Origin of the sequence: Pedobacter agri PB92 (genome assembly GCF_000258495.1) — a bacterium.
GTDB lineage: Bacteria > Bacteroidota > Bacteroidia > Sphingobacteriales > Sphingobacteriaceae > Pedobacter > Pedobacter agri.
The window spans coordinates 1-14,630 of the sequence record NZ_AJLG01000123.1; the positions used below are offsets into that span (position 1 = coordinate 1).

Genomic DNA, 14,630 nt, shown 5'->3' on the forward strand with positions numbered 1-14,630 from the left:
ACGTACACACTACCGAAGAAAAATATCTCAGCGAATATCCAGATTGCAATTTCATAATTGTAAATGATGTTTTGGAGGCATTACAAAAACTGGCCACTGCTCATAGAAACCATTTTAATTTAAAAACCATCGGCATTACGGGAAGCAATGGGAAAACGATTGTGAAGGAATGGTTGTATCAGCTTCTGGCTGCAGATTATAATATTGTTCGAAGTCCCAAAAGTTTCAATTCACAAATTGGTGTGCCGCTTTCTGTATGGCAGATTGATGCAGATCATGACCTTGGTATTTTCGAAGCTGGAATTTCTGCCGTTGATGAAATGGAAACATTGGCGAGTATAATCAGACCTCAAATTGGGATTTTGACCAATATTCGCGAAGCACATGCTGAGGGTTTCAATTCTAAAAAAGAAAAATTAATAGAAAAACTTAAATTATTCAAAGCTGCTGATCTATTGATTTATTCTCCTGAATATGTGTCAGACATCAGTTTAAAAGATTTGCCAGGCAAAAAACATTTTAGCTGGAGCAGTTCTCAAGCTGCAGATTTGAGGATTATAGCTATTGAACCAATTGAGGGAAATTGTTATCTGCAAGCCATCTACCAAGACCGAGAGATAGAATGCATGCTGCCTTTTAAAGATAAAGCATCCATAGAAAATGGTATGATATGCTGGGCAACTTTGCTTGCTTTGGGATATTCGCCTGAACAGGCTGACCAACGTTTAGAAAAACTGAGTCACGTAAGTATGCGGTTGGAACTGAAGAATGGTATTAACCAATGTTCTATTATCGACGATTCCTATAGCGCAGATATTTCCTCACTGGCGATAGCGCTGGACTTTTTAAATCAGCAAAATCAGCATCCAAAGAAAACGGTTATTCTTTCTGAGTTATTTGAAACCGGCCGGGATGACCTGGATTTATATACTGAAATTGCGGATTTATTGGCCCAGAAAAAAGTTTCCAGGTTAATTGGTATTGGACCGCATATTTCTAAATATGCCGAACTTTTCAAGTTTGAAACGCAATTTTTTGATGATACAAACGCTTTTGTAGATGCTTTTCCAGGGTTGCAATTTAGCCATGAAACGGTATTGGTTAAAGGTGCCCGGCGTTTCGATTTTGGAAGGATAAGTAAGCTGCTCACCCAGAAAATTCACGATACTGTCTTGGAGATCGATTTGAATGCGATGGTAGGTAATTTGCAGTTTTATCGCTCGAAAATAAAGCCGGGTGTTAAAATTATGGCTATGGTAAAAGCGTTTTCTTACGGTAGTGGTAGCTTCGAAATTGCAAATCTATTGCAATTCCATAAAGTTGATTATTTGGCAGTTGCCTACGCAGATGAAGGTATCGCTTTGCGGAAAGCAGGGATTACATTGCCCATTATGGTCATGAGCCCTGAAGAATCTGCTTTCGAAGCCCTTATCAAATATCGTTTAGAACCCGAAATTTACAGCCTGGAAATTTTAGATAGTTTTTTAAATTCATTGTCAGATTACGAATTCGATTACCCGATTCATATCAAGATTGATAGTGGTATGCACAGGCTCGGCTTTGATTCTGATGAAATAGAGAAACTATTATTGTTATTGAGCGGTTCTCAGCGGTTAAATGTAAAAAGCATCTTTTCGCATCTTGTTGCCAGTGGAGAAGCTGAACACGATGGATTTACTCAACAACAGATTGAAAAATTTTGTCTTATCGCCAGTCAGTTAATTGCTGCTCTGGGCTACAAGCCATTACTACATATTGCGAACACTTCGGGCATAAGTCGCTGGCCTAACAACCAAATGGATATGGTGCGTTTGGGCATAGGTTTGTACGGCTTTGATGCCGCATTAACTAACAACCGCGGACTACAAACCGTAATGACACTCAAAACTACCGTGACGCAAGTAAAGAATTTAAAAGCAGGTGAAACAGTAGGATATAGCAGGAGAGGTGTAATGCCTTACGGCGGGAAAATCGCAACCGTAAAAATTGGTTATGCGGATGGCTATAACCGGGCATTTGGAAATGGTGTCGGGAAAATGTTGATCAATGGTCAGCTCGTGCCTACAATTGGTTCCATCTGTATGGATATGACTATGCTTGATATTACCGGCATTGATGTAAAGCCTGGTGATGAGGCAATTGTATTTAATCAGGATCATACCATCATGCAACTCGCCGAGGGCGTTGGCACCATTCCATACGAAATACTTACCAATATCTCTCAGCGGGTAAAGCGGGTTTATTTCTATGAATAACACAGTAATCAGTTGTGATATCGCTGAAATTTTTAAGATGCTTTTAAATCGATATTTTGAACGATTACGCAATTTAACAATCAACCGATTTGCCGAATTTTAGCTAAGTTTGCAGCATGAATAAAGTCGGGAAAGCTATTTTAAACTATCTGATTAAAGGTTTATTAATTGTTGTACCCATTGCAGTGAGTATTTTCATTGTTGTTTGGGCAGTTACTACTGTAGATAGCTGGTTGAACATAAATAATATTTTAGGCGTAAACCCGAAAACAGGAGAAAGCAGAAACATTCCGGGTTTAGGTTTGCTCACGGTACTTACGATCATTTTAGCGGCAGGAATTTTTGTAACCAACCTGGTTACCGAACCCATGTACAACTGGTTTCAGCGGATAATGCACCGATTACCTTTGCTTAATTTCATTTACTCATCTATTAAAGATTTAACTGAAGCTTTTGTAGGCGATGAAAAGAAATTTAATCATCCTGTGTTGGTAGAGGTTGAAGGCGGTTTGAAAAAGATCGGTTTTCTTACTCAAAATGATTTACATAAACTGGAGCTGCCAGATGATGTGGCAGTTTATTTTCCATTATCTTACTCATTTGCAGGTCAGCTATGCATTGTAAAACGTGATAAGGTGAAAGACTTAAATATGAGTGCAGCAGATGCAATGAAGCTGGTGGTAAGTGGCGGTGTAAGTGGCCTTTAACTCATTTTATGATTCAGATCTATCACAATAACCGATGTACGAAAAGTCGCCAGGCTTTAGAGGCTCTTGAAACTAGTAGAAAGGCGTTTGAAGTAATTTATTATTTGGAAACTCCCCCAGATTTATTGCAGTTAAAGGGGCTGATTGAAAAGTTAGGCGTTAAACCCATTGAACTTATTCGTAAAACAGAAAAAATTTACCTGGAAAAGTACAAGAACAAATCTTTAAGTGATGAGGCCTGGTTGGAAGCTATGGTTCAGCACTCAATACTAATAGAAAGGCCAATTGTAGTTTCAGGAAACCAGGCTGTTGTAGCCAGACCGTTGGAAAAGATTAACGAACTCCTAAAATAGTTCAAAAAATGTTTCTTACAAACGATAAGAAGAGTACAAATAAAACCATTCCGTAAATAATTCTGGTATAATATTCACGAATAAATAAACCAGTAAAAATCAATAGTTCATCATCTGCATTGCTGTGAATTAATCCACTGCTTGATGAGGAATTGTAAATAATTTGTTTGTCTAAATGGTTGTTCAATGTCCACCTGCTTAACCAGCTGTTTTGGAAACTCCAATCTAAATTTTCTCCGCTTGCTAGAATGATTTTTGCTTTAAACGCCATCCAATCATACCGGATGGTGGCCAGAACTTCATGATTACTGTTAAAAAGTTTGGTTTCCGGATTGCTATAACCGTCGCTTCGTAATAAATAAATTCCTTTTTGGGTAGTGGCAATTGCAGTATTTTTCAATGGACTAAAATTCAACGAAAATTTTAAATACGCCTGCTCAAATACCTGATAATTACTATCAAATAACCCTTTTCTCCAATTTAATATTTTTTCCATACCACAGGGTAAATTGTAATTTGTTTAATTCCTGGTAATTGTTGCAACCATGATGGGCATAAAACATGCAATCACTGCAGCTGCTTTTTTGTTATAAATCTGTTTGATAAACAATCCAGCAATAATCAGCAATTTGTTATCCGAGTCTGACGAGATCGTTCCCGATTTGCCATTTGTTCTATATAACACATTTGCATCCTTAAAGTTGGAAACAATCCATTCTGATTTCCAAAAACTTGTTGGTTTCCATTCATATTGTTCGCCCGATTTCATGCTGATGATGGCTTTCGATTTCCAGCTATCATAAGTAATAATGGCGATCAGTTCATTCGTTTTTCTATCAATCACATTTGTTTTCGATTGCCAAAAACCAACATTGGTAAATAAATAATGCTGATCTTCAAATACGGTTTCCGCATTGCTTGTCCAGCTATTAAATTTAATTGCACCCTTCTGTATACCATCAACAAACAGTTCAAAATTCGAGTTAAACCAATTGCTTTTCCAATTAATGTACTTTGCCATTTGAGTTGCGTTTTAGTTTAGATAGCAGATTTATTAACTTGTTACAACGGAGATTTGTCATAAAAAAAATAGGTGCTTGTGGAAACAAACACCTATTAATATTATTAATTTAAAATTAAACCCAGACACTAAAGCTTTAGAAGTTAGGCTTCAATACATATTTATCGTAGAACCTAAAGATATGCTCTGCAGCTTCTTCAGCAGTATCTACCAGTCTGAATAAATTTAAATCCTCCTCGTGTATGTTATGCTCTTTTTGTAGCATGGTTCCCTTAATCCACTCGATCAGGCCACTCCAGTAATCCTTGCCTAAAAGCACAATTGGGAAACGGGCAATTTTACCTGTTTGAATTAATGTCAAAGCCTCAAAAAGCTCATCCATGGTTCCGAAACCACCTGGAAGTACCACAAAACCCTGACTATATTTCATGAACATTACCTTGCGAACAAAGAAGTAGTCAAACTCCAGCAATTTATTGTGATCGATATATTTGTTATGAAATTGCTCAAACGGTAATTCGATATTTAAACCAACTGATTTACCGCCATTGCTGTAAGCACCTTTATTTCCAGCCTCCATAATACCAGGACCACCACCGGTAATTACACCATAACCACGGTCAGTTAATAACTTACCGCATTGTTCTGCTAATTGATAGTATCTATTTGTTTCTGCAGTACGGGCAGATCCGTAAATGGTAACGCATGGACCAATTTTAGCCAGTTTCTCAAAGCCATCTACAAACTCGGCCATTATTTTAAAAATCTGCCAGGAATCGGTTACTTTAATTTCCTGCCAATCTTTGTTTTCAAAAGCACTTCTAATTTTTTCTTCACTCGTCATATATACTGTATTCTTATATTAAAATTTGGTTTGCGCATCAGTTTTTTTGCTGATGAAGAGCAAACCGATAAAGGTGATCAAACCGTTAATCAAAATCAGTTCGACACTAAAAACATATCCACCCAATATTTCTTTGGAATAGCTTGAAAGCAAGTAACATAAAAAAGGCGATAAAATGCAAATAATTGGAACTAATTTATCGCGTAAACCTCTGTTTTTTACAAATAAACCAAAACTATAAAGGCCTAAAAGTGGTCCATAAGTGTATGAGGCGATAGTAAAAATCAAACTCACAACTGATGAACTGTTCAGGGCATTTATTACAATAATTACCAAAAACATCAGAATAGAAAATGCAATGTGAACGGTATGGCGTTTTTTTAACGGCATTTTCCGCATTAATATTTTCTTTCTTATCCATGCCTAAGAAGTCGACACAAAAAGATGTTGTTAATGCCGTCAGGGCCGAGTCTGTAGTAGCAAAGGTAGCAGCCGTTAAGCCTAACATAAATATAATTGCGGGCACTGCACCGAGGTTGTTCAAAGCAATTTCTGGGAAGAGTAAATCGGTTCTTGGCTTTCCGGTGATGTGATCTAAAGGGATATCGATTCCATTTTTTGCAGCGAAAATATACAATAAAGCACCAACGCTCAGGAAAAATACATTCAGCACTACAAACACACCGGTAAAAGTGAACATGTTTTTCTGTGCCTCTTTAATTGTGCTCATACTCAAGTTTTTCTGCATCAAATCCTGGTCTAAACCCGTCATTGCAATGGTTACGAAAATACCACCAATAAATTGTTTACTGAAATACCATTTATTGGTTAAGAAATCATCCCAGAAAAATATTTTAGAATAACTACTGTCTTTAATGGTTTCAAAAGCCTGAGGAATACTAAAGTTTAGGCTGTTGCAGATAAAATAAATTGTCAGGAAAACCGAAAGCACTAAAAAGAATGTTTGCAGTGTATCGGTAATGATAATGGTTTTTAAACCGCCCTTAAAAGTGTACGACCAAATTAATGCAAGCGAAATTAATACGGTTAACCAGAATGGAACACCATAATTATCAAATATGAAACGTTGCAGAACAATAACTACTAAATAAAGTCTGGTGGCTGAACCCAGGGTTCTGCTCAGCAAAAATATCGATGCCGCAGTTTTGTAGCTATAATAGCCTAAACGTTGTTCTATGTAGCTGTAAATGGATGTTAATCTCATTCGGTAATAAAGCGGAAGCAATACGGTACAGATAATAATGAAGCCAACCGCATTCCCCAAAACAAATTGAAAATACTGAAACTGATTACCTGCCGGGGCACCAACTTCTCCCGGAACTGAAATAAATGTAACGCCAGAAAGCGCTGTGCCAATCATTCCAAAGGCTACCAAGTACCATTTTGAATTTCTATTGGCAACAAAAAATGAGTTATTATCAGATGAATCTTTAGAAGTGACAAATGAAATAATAATCAGCAATAAAAAGTAGCCGATTAAAAAGCATAATAGTATAGTTGGTGACATAATTTGGTTTTAAGCTGATAAATGTAAGAAATTAATATTAGTTGTTTGGCTGGTTAAATTGTTAGTTTTTTGGTTCAGATACAAAATAACTAAAAAACCAAAGCACTAAAAAACCAAACAACTATTTCATATTTTTGCATCATGAATTTTTCATCCAAACTGCTGGAAGATGCGGTAAACGAATTTTCGAAATTACCAGGTGTAGGGCAAAAGACAGCGTTAAGACTAGTTTTACATCTGTTAAATAAAGAACAGGAGGAAGTTAACCAGTTTGGAAATACTTTGATTAAGCTAAAACAGCAAATTAAGAATTGCAGTATTTGCTATAATATTTCTGATCATACCATTTGTGAAATCTGCACCTCGCATAAGCGGGATAAGGAAACGATTTGCGTGGTGGAAGATACCCGCGACGTAATGGCAATTGAAAATACAGGTCAGTATTTCGGTGTATACCATGTGCTCGGTGGATTAATTTCGCCCATGGATGGAATAGGTCCTACAGATTTATACATCGATGGGTTAGTTCAGCGGGTTTCTACCGGTGAGATAAAGGAAGTGATTTTAGCTTTGAGCCCAAATATGGAAGGTGATACCACATTGTTTTACCTGTATAAAAGATTAAAAGAATTCAACATTCCAATTACTACCATTGCAAGAGGAATCGCTTTTGGTGGAGAATTGGAATATACGGATGAAATTACACTCGGCCGCTCAATTATTACCCGTGTACCTTATGAAAATGCAATGATGAAATAATGGCGAAGCAAATTATAGTATTTTTTTGTTTGCTGATTTTAACTTTCGATTCAACTGCGCAAGTTAAAATCCATTCGCACAACGATTACACTCATTCAAAGCCATTTTACGATGCGGTAGCAAATAAAGCATTTTCTATCGAGGCAGATGTTTTTGTGGTGGGCGATTCTTTAATCTTAGCACACAGCAAAAAGGAAATTAAGGCTGGAAATACGCTGGAAAAGCTTTACCTAAAACCAATTGCTGAATTGTATCAAACAAAAGAACTTTATAGTTTTCAGCTGATGATTGATTTCAAAGATAGCTGGGCAATAACTTACCCTGTGTTAGAAAAGGCTTTAAAACCTTTTAAACGATATTTATCCAAAGGAAATAAAAAAATCACCATTGTCATCAGTGGTAACCGCCCGCCAGATTCTACGTTTCATTCTTTCAATGTGGTAGGTTTTGACGGTGTGCCAGATGTAAATTATCATTCAGCAGATTTAAAAAAAATCACGATGATCAGCGATAATTTTGCTAAATATTCAAAATGGAAAGGTGTTGGCGAAATTCCGGAAACAGACAAAGCTCGGTTAAAAGCTTTAATTGATCATGCGCATGAAATAGGGAAGCCTTTTCGTTTTTGGGGTGCTCCAGATCACCAGGCCTGCTGGAAATTATTATATGATTTAGGTGCCGACATCATAAACACAGATCAGGTAGCCAAAGCAAGTAATTATTTTAATATACAATTACAATAAGGATCAGGTCTTGCTATTTATACTTAAAAAAAATGGATTTAAAAAATAAAGTCATCATCATTACAGGCGCATCTAGCGGAATTGGCAAAGCTTGTGCCGAAGAATTCGCCAGGCGTGGTGCCAACTTGGTTTTGGCAGCTCGCCAATATGTTACACTTTGCGAAATCACAGCTAACCTGGAGAAAAAATATGGCATCCGAGCGGTAGCTGTTCAAGCAGATGTAAGTAAGGAAGCAGATTGCGAATTGATTATTAAACAAACTTTGGTTTCTTTTCAAAAGATTGATGTCCTGGTGAACAATGCTGGGCTATCCATGCGTGCCTTATTTAATGATTTAGATTTATCAGTATTAAAAAACCTGATGGATGTAAACTTTTGGGGAACAGTTTATTGCACAAAATACGCCTTGCCTGAGATCCTAAAAACCAAAGGAACGGTAGTTGGAATTTCTTCTATCGCAGGTTATCGCGGATTGCCAGGAAGAACAGGTTATTCGGCTTCTAAATTTGCCATGAATGGCTTTATGGAATCGTTACGTACTGAACTTTTAAAAACTGGTGTAAATGTTTTGGTGGCTTGCCCGGGATTTACCGCTTCTAATATCAGAGTTACTGCACTTTCGAAAGATGGGGCAGCACATGGAGAAACCAGCATGGATGAGGGCAAGATGATGACATCAGAAGAAGTAGCCAATATCATCGCCAACGGCATTGAAAAGCGTAAACGTACTTTAATCATGACGGGGCAAGGGAAGTTAGCCGTATGGATGAATAAGTTATTTCCAGCTTTTGTAGATCAAAAGGTTTTCGACTTATTCGCTAAAGAGAAAAACCCCTTGATAAAAGCATAAAGATTAAATGTAAGATGTAACATGGAAAATGGAATTTTAAATATCGGTTGAGATGTTTGATGTAGGATACGTGATGGCTTTATGATTCATTGTCCATTATCCATTTTCTATCTTCCATCATCCATCACTTATTTTAAGAAAATCCGCTACCCCAACAATTTCGTTAATTTATTGTTGAAAAGAAAAAGCTTCAATATGCTTGAGAAACTGTTACCAATAATGCTCTTATTCCAAACTATTTTATCTTCTGCGCAGGTAAAAACAGCAAAAAATATTAACTACGCTGGCAATACCGAAGTTAAAAATACACTAAACATTTTTTATAAAAACGATGGAATAGCGAATAAACCAGTTTTGGTTTTTATTCACGGCGGGTCCTGGAGCAGTGGTAAAAAGGAAACGTATTGGTGGTTAGGCAGAAACTTTGCAAGGAAAGGTATTGTAACTGTAATTATCAATTATCCATTGGCGCCCACGGCTCAATATGAAAAAATGGCTGGAGATTGTGCTTTAGCGGTAAAATGGGTTAGGGAAAATATTGAAAATTATCAGGCCAGTGGCGATAAAATTTTTGTGATGGGGCATTCCGCTGGTGCACACCTGGGTGAATTAATCAATTCCGATCCAAAATACTTTCAACTAGCTGGAATTAAAAATCCAATTAAGGGAATGATTCTGAATGATCCTTTTGGCTTAGATATTTTTGAGTATTTAACATCAGCAGAAAAGGATAATTATTATTATGATTTCTTAAGAACTTTTACCGACCAGCCTGCAGTTTGGAAGCGGGCATCTCCATTGGATTATGTGAATAATATCAAAAACCCACATTTGCTTTTTTACGGCGGGAAAACTTATGATGCCATAAAAATACAAACCCCAAGATTATATGAAAAACTAACAGCCAATAAGGTTGCTGTAGAAATTAACGAAGTTAAGGGTAAAAGTCATGTGCCAATGATTAGCCAGATGATATTTGGTTCCAATGCTTTGTATAAAGCAATTGTGGAATTTGTTAATAAATTTACATAGTCAAAAAAGATTTTAAATCTTCCGAGATTAGCATAAAACACTTTGTGTTTAACCGATCACTACCTTTTCCGTGCGGTCAAATAAGCTATAGTCCATTACCATTTTGCCTGCTTCATTGTGATAATGCATAATCTTAAACTTTGCATTCCACTCAATATCCTCATCCTGATAGCTGGTACGGGCATGAATGGTTTGTGCAAAAGTATCATCAAAAGCAGTTAAAATTACGAAAATCTCTACCTCTGCAAGGGTTAATTCTGCAAGGCTTTTTTCGAAAATTGGGCTATCTTCATTAATTGGATGCACCAATGTCCAGTTCAGCGAGAGCATGCTAATTTTACTTCGTTCCAGTTGCAGTGGGTAAAAGCTCCGTTTTAGTTTTCCATCAACGGTTTCGTTAAACGTCATATACATCTGTGCTTCTACATCTATTAAAGAATTCTTTCGCAAATTTACTAATCGACACATTAAACCTGTGTGGTTTTGGTAGGGCGCAACAACCATTTTTTTACTAAAAGATACCTTTGATGTTGGTCTGCTGAAACGACCATACAATAGTCCGGTTGCTAATGCAAAAGCCAATAAGCCCAGCATACTTTCGAAAGCCGCGAGTACGCTAGTGATAAATCCTTGTGGAGATATATGACCATAACCTACGGTTGAAATGGTTTGGGCCGAGAAAAAGAATGCATCGAAAAACTGGTCGCGGAGGGTTACGCCTTTTGCACCGTCTAAATTTTCGATTCCGATGATGTTGTACGCAACGGCAAAAAGTGTATTTACAATGAGGTAGGCAATTAATATGACGGTGAAGAAACGTGGCCAACTCATGGTAACCAAACGGGTGTAGGTATCGTCGAATTTGAACCAAGGTAAGCCAGTACGCTCTATATTTGGTGTGCCATCGGTGTTTAAAACGCGTTGATTTTTGATTACCGGAACAGAGCCGAAACCTAAATCATCATTAAATTGTACTTTTCTTTTAAAGAAAGCCATGTATTTTTAAAAAGATTTTGGAATTATAAAAAACTATATCAATATTTGTTTTATACAAAAATGATAATTAAAAACTTAAATAACAATTGGTGGTGGCATAACGAAATTCGTTAGGCAAATTCTGTTGTTATATATTTTAAAATATTTTATAAACGATGAAAAGGATTGCCCAAAAAGCAATCCTTTTTTTTATGGGCTTTCTGGAAATTAGTATGAAAAAGATATTGAACCATTTATTCGAAAACAAGAGTTTCAGTAGGGAAGAGGCTAAAAACATCCTGATTTCTATATCACAGGGTGAATTTAATTCTTCTCAAATTGCGGCATTTATTACGGCTTACGCCATGCGTAATATTACGGTGCAAGAGTTGCAAGGTTTTAGAGATGCGATGTTGGATTTAGGTGTTAAAACTGACTTTTCTGATTTCGAATTAATTGACCTTTGTGGTACTGGTGGCGATGGAAAGGATACGTTCAATATTTCTACGCTTTCCTCTTTTGTAGTGGCCGGCGCCGGCCATAAAGTGGCAAAACACGGAAATTATGGTGTTTCTTCAGGCTGCGGTTCTTCGAACGTGATGGAATATTTAGGCTATTCTTTTACAAACGACCAGGATGTTCTAAAGCGTAACCTTGATACGGCAGGAATTTGCTTTTTGCATGCACCGCTTTTTAACCCGGCTATGAAAATAGTAGCACCAATACGAAAAGATTTAGGTATTAAAACCTTTTTTAATATGTTAGGTCCGATGGTTAATCCATCACAACCGAAATATCAGATGGTTGGCGTTTTCAGCCTGGAACTGGCTCGTTTATACAATTATTTATATCAGGATACGACTAAAAGCTATACCATTGTGCATGCACTGGAAGGTTATGATGAAATTTCACTTACCTGCGATGTGAAAACATTTAACAACAAAGGTGAGAGCATTTTAACTTTGAATGATATGGGCTTTGATAAGGTTGCGGTGAACGATATTAAAGGTGGTGATACGGTAGAATCATCAGCTAAAATCTTTATGAATGTACTAAATGGCGAAGCAACCGATGTTCAAAACAATGTAGTGCTTTGCAACTCGGCTTTAGCCATAAAAACCATTAAGCCAAGTGCGACTTTTGCAGATTGCTTTTACGAAGCGGAAGAATCTTTAATGAGTAAAAAAGCGTTAGAAAGCTTTAAAAAATTAGTAGCCTGATGAATGGTTTAAAATTAAAGGTATGCGGAATGAAGTTCGCGGCGAACATTGCTGCCGTTGCCAGCTTGCAACCTGATTATTTGGGGTTCATATTTTATGAGAAATCGCCAAGGTTTATTAGTGATGTTTCGGCAGAGTTAATTAAATATATTCCATCAGAGATTAAAGCGGTTGGTGTATTCGTAAATGAAGATTTGGAAACTGTTAAGAAAAAAGTAAATCTATATCAGTTAAAAGCTGTTCAATTACATGGAAGTGAGTCGACAGAATATTGCAGCGAATTAAAATCTACTTTTTCAAGTTTGGAAGTCATTAAGGCTTTTGGTGTAGATGAAGATTTTGATTTTACTCAGCTGAATGGTTATGTGGACATGGTAGATTATTTCCTGTTCGATACGAAGACAAAAGCACACGGCGGTTCAGGAAAGACATTCGACTGGAAAATTTTAAAAGATTATAAATACGATAAACCTTACTTTCTAAGTGGAGGGATTGATTTGGAACATGCAGAAGCCATTTCAACAATAAAAGATGAGCGGTTATATGCGTTAGATATAAATAGCCGATTTGAAACTGAGTCAGGTGTTAAGGATGTAGAGAAGATTAAGGCATTTGTTGTAAAATTGAATACCACACTGTAATACTGAAGCTCGAAGTATCTGTAAGTGATGAAAACCTGTTGTCAATAATTAACAGATTCTTCTTGCCTCATAAACAGCTTGTCATTCTGAGCTTGTCGAAGAAATTAATGTATTTCTATAAGCTCAATGTGACAGCAAATAATAAAAGATTTGATCATTCATTACCATCGGTTTTAACTCTTGGATAATAAAATAAATATGAAATACAAAGTAAACGAAAAAGGATATTACGGTGATTTTGGTGGCGCATACATCCCAGAGATGCTCTATCCAAACGTAGAAGAATTGCGTCAAAACTACTTGAAGATTATTGATGATGCCGATTTTCAGGAAGAATTTCATCAATTATTAAAAGATTACGTGGGTCGTCCGTCGCCATTATATTTAGCGAATCGGTTATCTGAAAGATATGGTGCGAATATTTTCCTGAAAAGAGAAGATTTGAACCATACCGGAGCACATAAAATCAATAATACCATCGGACAGATTTTGCTGGCTGAAAAGTTAGGCAAGAAAAGAATCATCGCCGAAACAGGTGCTGGTCAGCATGGTGTAGCAACGGCTACCGTTTGTGCATTGCGTAACCTGGAATGTGTAATTTACATGGGCGAGGTCGATATTGAGCGTCAGGCGCCAAATGTTGCCCGCATGAAAATGTTGGGTGCAAAGGTTGTTCCAGCAAGTTCTGGTAGTAAAACCTTAAAAGATGCAACCAACGAAGCCATGCGTGACTGGATTAACAATCCTGTTGATACACATTACATTATCGGTTCTGTGGTTGGTCCGCATCCTTATCCAGATATGGTAGCGATTTTTCAATCCATCATTTCTGAAGAAACTAAAAAGCAGCTAATAGAACAAACTGGCAACGACCAGCCTGATTATGTTTTGGCTTGCGTGGGTGGCGGTAGTAACGCCATGGGTATGTTTTATCATTTTATGGATGATGAAGATGTGAAACTCATTGCCGTTGAAGCTGCTGGAAAAGGTGTATCAAGTGGATTTTCTGCAGCAACCACTTATTTGGGTAAAGAAGGTGTTTTACATGGTAGCCGAAGTATTTTAATGCAGACAGAAGATGGTCAGGTAGTAGAACCCCATTCGGTTTCAGCAGGTTTGGATTATCCGGGAATTGGCCCTCAACATGCACACTTATTTAAAAGCGGTCGTGGTGAATATGTTTCCATTACTGATGAAGAAAGTTTAGATGCAGGCTTATTACTTACTCAATTAGAAGGCATTATTCCTGCAATTGAAAGTGCACACGCATTGGCTTACCTCGAAAAAATGAAGTTTAAAGGTGGCGAAAATGTAGTAGTTTGCTTGTCGGGTAGAGGTGATAAGGATTTGGATACCTATATTAAATATTTTAATTTATAACCCCTAAATCCCCTAAAGGGGACTTTTTAGCGTGGTTTTTTATAAACAATTAAAGCCCCTTTAGGGGTTGGGGTTATATGAACAGAATTAAACAACTCTTCGAAACGAAGAAAAATATATTATCAATTTATTATACCGCCGGTTATCCAAACATTGGGGATACTATCGAGATTGCCGAGGCTTTAGAGAAATCGGGTGCAGACATGTTGGAAATTGGATTTCCGTACTCAGACCCTGTTGCCGATGGTCCGGTGATACAGGCTAGCAGCAAAAAATCTTTAGACCAGGGCATGACTTTGAAGCTACTTTTAGTGTGTACGT

General features: G+C 37.1%; 15 protein-coding genes and 1 pseudogene. 11 read left to right on the forward strand and 5 right to left on the reverse strand.

All coding sequences use genetic code 11. The annotated features are described in order from the left end of the window. The 3 genes from ON09_RS16635 to arsC form a co-directional block, all read left to right on the forward strand. Positions 1-2,255 (forward strand): bifunctional UDP-N-acetylmuramoyl-tripeptide:D-alanyl-D-alanine ligase/alanine racemase (locus ON09_RS16635; RefSeq protein ID WP_010602195.1); only part of this gene is annotated, 2,255 nt, incomplete at its 5' end. 116 nt (positions 2,256-2,371) lie between these two features. Then, a complete protein-coding gene (locus ON09_RS16640) occupies positions 2,372-2,962 on the forward strand; it encodes a DUF502 domain-containing protein (RefSeq protein WP_010602196.1) in 591 nt (196 codons plus the stop codon). 8 nt (positions 2,963-2,970) lie between these two features. Next, a complete protein-coding gene (gene arsC, locus ON09_RS16645) occupies positions 2,971-3,315 on the forward strand; it encodes an arsenate reductase (glutaredoxin) (protein ID WP_010602197.1) in 345 nt (114 codons plus the stop codon). Position 3,316: 1 nt separating this feature from the next. On the opposite strand, the gene ON09_RS16650 is transcribed toward arsC, so the two are convergent. From ON09_RS16650 to ON09_RS16665, 4 genes and pseudogenes are all read right to left on the reverse strand, one after another. After that, entirely contained in the window at positions 3,317-3,811 is a 495-nt protein-coding gene (locus tag ON09_RS16650) for a hypothetical protein (RefSeq protein WP_010602198.1), read from the reverse strand. 24 nt (positions 3,812-3,835) lie between these two features. Beyond that, a complete protein-coding gene (locus tag ON09_RS16655; RefSeq protein WP_010602199.1) occupies positions 3,836-4,336 on the reverse strand; it encodes a hypothetical protein in 501 nt (166 codons plus the stop codon). A 136-nt stretch (positions 4,337-4,472) separates the two neighbouring features. Continuing rightward, on the reverse strand, positions 4,473-5,180 hold the full coding sequence (locus ON09_RS16660) for an LOG family protein (RefSeq protein WP_010602200.1): 708 nt from the start codon (positions 5,178-5,180) through the stop codon (positions 4,473-4,475). 18 nt (positions 5,181-5,198) lie between these two features. Next, positions 5,199-6,708 (reverse strand): annotated as a pseudogene (locus ON09_RS16665) (sodium:solute symporter). Between the two features lie 141 nt (positions 6,709-6,849). On the opposite strand from ON09_RS16665, the gene recR reads away from it, so the two are divergent. From recR to ON09_RS16685, 4 genes are all read left to right on the forward strand, one after another. Further along, a complete protein-coding gene (gene recR, locus ON09_RS16670; protein WP_010602201.1) occupies positions 6,850-7,467 on the forward strand; it encodes a recombination mediator RecR in 618 nt (205 codons plus the stop codon). Then, the gene (locus tag ON09_RS16675) at positions 7,467-8,210 is read left to right on the forward strand and encodes a phosphatidylinositol-specific phospholipase C/glycerophosphodiester phosphodiesterase family protein (RefSeq protein ID WP_010602202.1); all 744 of its coding nucleotides are present in this window, start codon (positions 7,467-7,469) and stop codon (positions 8,208-8,210) included. Before recR ends, ON09_RS16675 begins: the two co-directional genes overlap by 1 nt. A 32-nt stretch (positions 8,211-8,242) precedes the next feature. After that, positions 8,243-9,061: an SDR family oxidoreductase gene (locus ON09_RS16680; protein WP_010602203.1), complete on the forward strand. Its 819-nt coding sequence runs from the start codon at positions 8,243-8,245 to the stop codon at positions 9,059-9,061. A 195-nt stretch (positions 9,062-9,256) separates the two neighbouring features. Beyond that, positions 9,257-10,093, forward strand: coding sequence for an alpha/beta hydrolase (locus tag ON09_RS16685; RefSeq protein ID WP_010602204.1), 837 nt, complete (start codon positions 9,257-9,259; stop codon positions 10,091-10,093). Between the two features lie 48 nt (positions 10,094-10,141). Here ON09_RS16685 and ON09_RS16690 read toward each other — a convergent pair whose 3' ends face one another. Continuing rightward, the gene (locus ON09_RS16690; protein ID WP_010602205.1) at positions 10,142-11,089 is read right to left on the reverse strand and encodes an ion channel; all 948 of its coding nucleotides are present in this window, start codon (positions 11,087-11,089) and stop codon (positions 10,142-10,144) included. Positions 11,090-11,301: 212 nt separating this feature from the next. Between ON09_RS16690 and trpD the strand changes: the two genes are divergently transcribed. From trpD to ON09_RS16710, 4 genes are all read left to right on the forward strand, one after another. Further along, positions 11,302-12,288, forward strand: coding sequence for an anthranilate phosphoribosyltransferase (gene trpD / locus ON09_RS16695; protein ID WP_010602206.1), 987 nt, complete (start codon positions 11,302-11,304; stop codon positions 12,286-12,288). Then, a complete protein-coding gene (locus ON09_RS16700; protein ID WP_010602207.1) occupies positions 12,288-12,929 on the forward strand; it encodes a phosphoribosylanthranilate isomerase in 642 nt (213 codons plus the stop codon). The genes trpD and ON09_RS16700 overlap by 1 nt, the downstream gene beginning before the upstream one ends. Before the next feature lie 198 nt (positions 12,930-13,127). Continuing rightward, entirely contained in the window at positions 13,128-14,309 is a 1,182-nt protein-coding gene (gene trpB / locus ON09_RS16705; RefSeq protein ID WP_010602208.1) for a tryptophan synthase subunit beta, read from the forward strand. A 77-nt stretch (positions 14,310-14,386) separates the two neighbouring features. Further along, positions 14,387-14,630 (forward strand): tryptophan synthase subunit alpha (locus tag ON09_RS16710; protein WP_010602209.1); only part of this gene is annotated, 244 nt, incomplete at its 3' end.

Coding starts and splice junctions, on each gene's coding strand:
- ON09_RS16690 (WP_010602205.1), bottom strand. CDS start 11,089: ATGGCTTTCTTTAAAAGAAAAGTACAATTTAATGATGATTTAGGTTTC.
- ON09_RS16640 (WP_010602196.1), top strand. CDS start 2,372: ATGAATAAAGTCGGGAAAGCTATTTTAAACTATCTGATTAAAGGTTTA.
- ON09_RS16680 (WP_010602203.1), top strand. CDS start 8,243: ATGGATTTAAAAAATAAAGTCATCATCATTACAGGCGCATCTAGCGGA.
- arsC (WP_010602197.1), top strand. CDS start 2,971: ATGATTCAGATCTATCACAATAACCGATGTACGAAAAGTCGCCAGGCT.
- trpD (WP_010602206.1), top strand. CDS start 11,302: ATGAAAAAGATATTGAACCATTTATTCGAAAACAAGAGTTTCAGTAGG.
- ON09_RS16650 (WP_010602198.1), bottom strand. CDS start 3,811: ATGGAAAAAATATTAAATTGGAGAAAAGGGTTATTTGATAGTAATTAT.
- ON09_RS16655 (WP_010602199.1), bottom strand. CDS start 4,336: ATGGCAAAGTACATTAATTGGAAAAGCAATTGGTTTAACTCGAATTTT.
- recR (WP_010602201.1), top strand. CDS start 6,850: ATGAATTTTTCATCCAAACTGCTGGAAGATGCGGTAAACGAATTTTCG.
- ON09_RS16675 (WP_010602202.1), top strand. CDS start 7,467: ATGGCGAAGCAAATTATAGTATTTTTTTGTTTGCTGATTTTAACTTTC.
- trpB (WP_010602208.1), top strand. CDS start 13,128: ATGAAATACAAAGTAAACGAAAAAGGATATTACGGTGATTTTGGTGGC.
- ON09_RS16685 (WP_010602204.1), top strand. CDS start 9,257: ATGCTTGAGAAACTGTTACCAATAATGCTCTTATTCCAAACTATTTTA.
- ON09_RS16700 (WP_010602207.1), top strand. CDS start 12,288: ATGAATGGTTTAAAATTAAAGGTATGCGGAATGAAGTTCGCGGCGAAC.
- ON09_RS16660 (WP_010602200.1), bottom strand. CDS start 5,180: ATGACGAGTGAAGAAAAAATTAGAAGTGCTTTTGAAAACAAAGATTGG.